At 36.8% G+C, this 4,542-nt stretch carries 4 protein-coding genes and 1 pseudogene; all 5 read right to left on the bottom strand.

The window, feature by feature from the left end; genetic code table 11:
- Positions 1–304: pseudogene (locus E1176_RS05480) on the bottom strand (UDP-N-acetyl-D-mannosamine dehydrogenase); the annotation flags it as partial.
- Positions 305–1,414, bottom strand: coding sequence for a non-hydrolyzing UDP-N-acetylglucosamine 2-epimerase (wecB, locus tag E1176_RS05475; protein WP_155209562.1), 1,110 nt, complete (start codon positions 1,412–1,414; stop codon positions 305–307).
- 125 nt (positions 1,415–1,539) lie between these two features.
- Positions 1,540–2,586, bottom strand: a complete 1,047-nt coding sequence (gene rfbB / locus E1176_RS05470) for a dTDP-glucose 4,6-dehydratase (protein WP_155209561.1) — start codon at positions 2,584–2,586, stop codon at positions 1,540–1,542.
- Positions 2,583–3,455: a glucose-1-phosphate thymidylyltransferase RfbA gene (gene rfbA, locus E1176_RS05465; RefSeq protein ID WP_155209560.1), complete on the bottom strand. Its 873-nt coding sequence runs from the start codon at positions 3,453–3,455 to the stop codon at positions 2,583–2,585. The genes rfbB and rfbA overlap by 4 nt, the downstream gene beginning before the upstream one ends.
- Before the next feature lie 38 nt (positions 3,456–3,493).
- Positions 3,494–4,510 (bottom strand): UDP-glucose 4-epimerase GalE, encoded by a 1,017-nt coding sequence (gene galE / locus E1176_RS05460; RefSeq protein WP_155209559.1) that lies wholly within the window; start codon positions 4,508–4,510, stop codon positions 3,494–3,496.
- Positions 4,511–4,542: the final 32 nt, after the last annotated feature.

Here is a 4,542-nt window from a genome sequence, read left to right as displayed (position 1 = left end):
CACTCTGAACGAATTTTAAATCTGGCTCATGATCTCCTTTAAAAGGAGTGGGGACAGCAATAAGAAAAACATCTGCTTCATTAGGTGATGTACTCGCTCTTAAGAACCCTCTTTCTACATCATGTCTTACTAACCCATCTAATGCAGGTTCTACAATATGGATATCTCCGTTATTTATGGTATTGACTACACCTTCGTTTACATCTACTCCTTGAACATGAATATCTCTACTTGCAATAAGGGCTGCAGTAGGTAAGCCTATGTAGCCAAGACCCATCATCACTACTTTTATATCTTTTGTCATTTAAAGTGTTTTTACGATCTCTAAAACCTGTTGACTAGTTGTGCCATCCCCATAGGGATTTACTGCATTGGCCATCGATTGATAATATTCAACATCATTTAATAATTTTTCGCACTCAGTCACTATTTTGTTATAGTCAGTACCTACTAGTTTCGCTGTTCCTGCCTCAATGCCTTCCTGCCTTTCTGTAACATCACGCATAACTAATACAGGTTTGCCCAGGGCTGGGGCTTCTTCTTGAATTCCTCCCGAGTCAGTTAAAACAAAATAAGACTTATTCATTAACCAAATAAGGTGTGGATATGACAAAGGTTCAATTAAATTAATATTTGGTAATCCACTTAAAATATTATTGACTGTATTTCTGACGTTGGGGTTAAGGTGTACGGGATAAACGAGCTCTATTTGAGGATAATTTGAGGCTAAATCCCTCATTGCTTTACACATATCTTCAAATGGTTTACCAAAGCTTTCTCTTCGATGACCAGTAACCAAAACAAGTTTTTTATTTAAATCTATTTCTCTAAAAAAGGTTTCATATTCATCTTGTCCTTTTTTCTCGATCAATTCTAAACCTAACAAAAGTGCATCAATAACAGTGTTACCTACATTGTATACATTATTAATTATACCTTCTTTTTTTAAGTTATCAACAGCGCGTGTTGTTGGCGCAAAGTGCATGTTTGCCAGATGGCCAGCTAAAATCCTATTTCCCTCCTCCGGGTAAGGTGACATGATGCTCCCACTCCGTAGTCCAGCTTCAATATGAGAAACTTTCATTTTTTCATAAAAACCTGCGAGTGCCCCTACAAAGGCAGTTGTAGTGTCTCCTTGTACAATAATGTTATCAGGGCTTTCCTTTTCTAGAATCGGCTTTAATCCTAACAATGCTTTAGCGGTAATGTCATAAAGAGTTTGATTTTTCCCCATTAATTGTAAATCGTAATCGGGTGATATATCGAAGAATTGCAAAACTTGATCTAACATTTCTTTATGCTGCCCTGTGACACAGACAACAATATCTTGGCTGGGATCTTTCTGAAATGCCTTTATTAAAGGAGCCATTTTTATGGCCTCCGGTCTCGTTCCGAAAATAAATATGTGCTTCATATACTTGATAGTCCCTATTTTTGAATAAGGTAGCTGCAAAGGTATCAAGATTAGAGTAATTAGTTGTATAACTAAATTACTCTTTAAGTATTAGGTAACAAAGCTATAAGAAACTGAGGTATGAATTAAGCATACTGCTCATCATAATACTCCTGATACTTGCCAGAGGTAACGTTCTTAAGCCATGCCTCATTTTCTAAATACCAGTCAACCGTTTTTTCTAGACCTTCTTCAAATTGTAGTGAGGGTTCCCAGCCTAAGTCTTTATTGATTTTAGTTGCATCAATAGCATACCTCATATCGTGACCTGCTCGATCTTTTACAAATGTAATGAACTTAGCTGAGTCACCATCTTGTCGATTAAGCTTCTTGTCCATTACTTTGCAAAGCAAGTTAACGATGTCAATATTTTTCCATTCGTTGAATCCGCCAACATTATAAGTTTCGCCAACCTTACCTTTATGGAAGATATCATCAATAGCTCTTGCATGATCAACCACATATAGCCAATCCCTTATATTCTCACCCTTACCATACACCGGTAAAGGTTTATTATTCTTGATATTATTAATCATCAAGGGCAATAGTTTCTCAGGAAACTGGTTTGGGCCATAATTATTCGAGCAATTAGATACCTTTATATTCAGGCCGTAGGTGTTGGCATAAGCTCTTACAAAATGATCTGAGCTAGCCTTGGATGCTGAGTATGGACTTTGAGGATCGTATGATGTAGTTTCTAAGAAAAACCCCGTTTCACCTAACGAGCCATATACTTCATCAGTAGAGACATGATAAAAAATGTGTTGATCGTAGGCATCTTTCCAGGCGGCAACCGCAGCATTCAATAGATTTACAGTGCCAATTACATTAGTTCTAACAAAGCTGAGTGGATCACTGATAGATCGGTCTACGTGTGACTCAGCGGCCAAGTGTATGATGTCGGTAATAGATTCTTTTTGCATAAGCTCATTAATAAACTGAGCATCACATATATCCCCTTTAACAAATTTATAGTTTTTGGATCCCTCTATGTCGGAAAGATTTTCCAGGTTGCCTGCGTAAGTAAGAGCGTCTAAGTTAATGATGTTGTAATTAGGGTAGTTGTTGATAAATAACCTGACTACATGCGAACCGATAAATCCAGCTCCACCTGTTATTAATATATTTTTCATATCTCTTCTTTTGCTATTTTAATCAAATATTGACCGTAATTACTCTTTTTAAGCGGTTCGGCAAGCTTCTCGAGTTGGTCTTTATTAATATATTTTTTTCTAAAAGCTATTTCTTCCAGGCATGCAATTTTGAGGCCTTGTCTCTCTTCAATAGATGCCACGAAGTTTGAAGCTTGCAATAATGATTGATGCGTACCTGTGTCCAGCCAAGCCATTCCTCGGCCTAAAAGTTCAACATTTAATGAACCTTCATCTAAGTACAATTTATTAAGATCTGTTATTTCCAGTTCACCTCTTGGTGAAGGCTTGATGGTCTTTGCCTTTTCGACTACTGAGTTGTCGTAGAAGTAAAGACCGGTTACGGCATAATTACTTTTAGGATTTTCAGGCTTTTCTTCGATAGAAAGTACTTTACCTGATTTGTCAAACTCGGCTACACCATATCTTTGTGGATCGTTTACGTAATAACCAAATACAGTAGCACCAGACTCTAATTTTGATGCGGCTTGTAAAGTCTTTGAAAAATTGTAACCATAAAAAATATTGTCGCCTAAAATGAGAGCAACATTATCTTTTCCTATGAAATCTTCACCGATAATGAATGCCTGAGCCAAACCATCTGGTGAAGGCTGTATTTCGTATGAAATTTTAATACCTAATTGTTGGCCATCACCTAATAGATTTTCAAAACCACCAATGTCTTCTGGTGTTGAAATAATTAAAATATCTTTAATATCTGCCATCATAAGAACCGATAATGGGTAATAAATCATCGGTTTATCATATATAGGCATTATCTGTTTAGATACAGATTTTGTAAGGGGATATAGACGAGTTCCGGACCCTCCGGCTAAGATTATTCCTTTCATTGAGATTCTATTTTAAATTTTAGTAGAATTATGAAGATTTAGACTTTTAAAGTTTTTTGCCACCTCCATGCGTCTTTAAGAGATTCTTCAAGAGAAAGTTCAGCTTTCCAACCTAAAACTTTTTCGGCATAACTAGCATCAGCATAAACTTTTTCGACATCTCCAGGTCTCCTGTCACCCATTTGATAGTTGAGTTTTACCTCATTTACTTTTTCAAAGGTGTCTACAACCTCTTTTACACTGCTTCCTTCACCCGTTCCAATATTAATGGCATCATACAAGCTACCTTCTTTTTTGAGCAGATAATCTAAAGCTTTAACATGGGCTTTAGCTAGATCTACCACATGTATATAGTCTCTAATACAGGTTCCGTCTTTAGTATCATAATCAGACCCAAATACTGTGAGCTTTTCTCTAATGCCTGCAGCTGTTTGAGTTATAAATGGTACTAGATTGTTGGGAACTCCCAGCGGTAACTCTCCGATTTTTGCTGAAGGATGAGCGCCTATTGGGTTGAAGTATCTTAAAGACAGTGCTTTTAGTTTTTTACCAGCGTCAATAAAGTCGGTTATTATATTTTCACAAATTTGCTTTGTCCGTCCGTAAGGTGATTCAGCAGGTTTTACTGGAGAGGTTTCGGTAACTGGTAATTGATCTGGCTGACCATAGACAGTACAAGAAGAGGAAAATACCAGATTTTCACATTTGAGCTCTTCCATCACCTTTAAAATGGAGGAAGTACTGTTCAGGTTATTGGTGTAATACTTTAATGGGTCTTTAGATGACTCTCCGACAGCTTTGTAGGCTGCAAAATGAATGACACCATCAATTTTAGTTTTAGAAAGTTTCTCTAATAGAAGTCTTTCATCAGCACAATCCCCTTCAATTAACTCTACTGATTTACCTGCCAACTCCTCTATTCGATCAATTACAAATTTTTCGGAGTTGCTGAAGTTGTCTACAATAATCGCGTGATAACCAGCTTTGATCAGCTCTACACATGTGTGAGAACCTATATACCCGGCTCCTCCCGTTACTAATATATTCTTACTCATTATTAAAGTCTATCTGTAATTTGAGATTTATC

The sequence above is a fragment of the Fulvivirga aurantia genome (assembly GCF_009711475.1).
Classification (GTDB): Bacteria; Bacteroidota; Bacteroidia; order Cytophagales; family Cyclobacteriaceae; genus Fulvivirga; species Fulvivirga aurantia.
The sequence above is the reverse complement of the archived record's forward strand: the minus strand, read 5'-3'. Positions and strand labels throughout refer to the sequence as shown.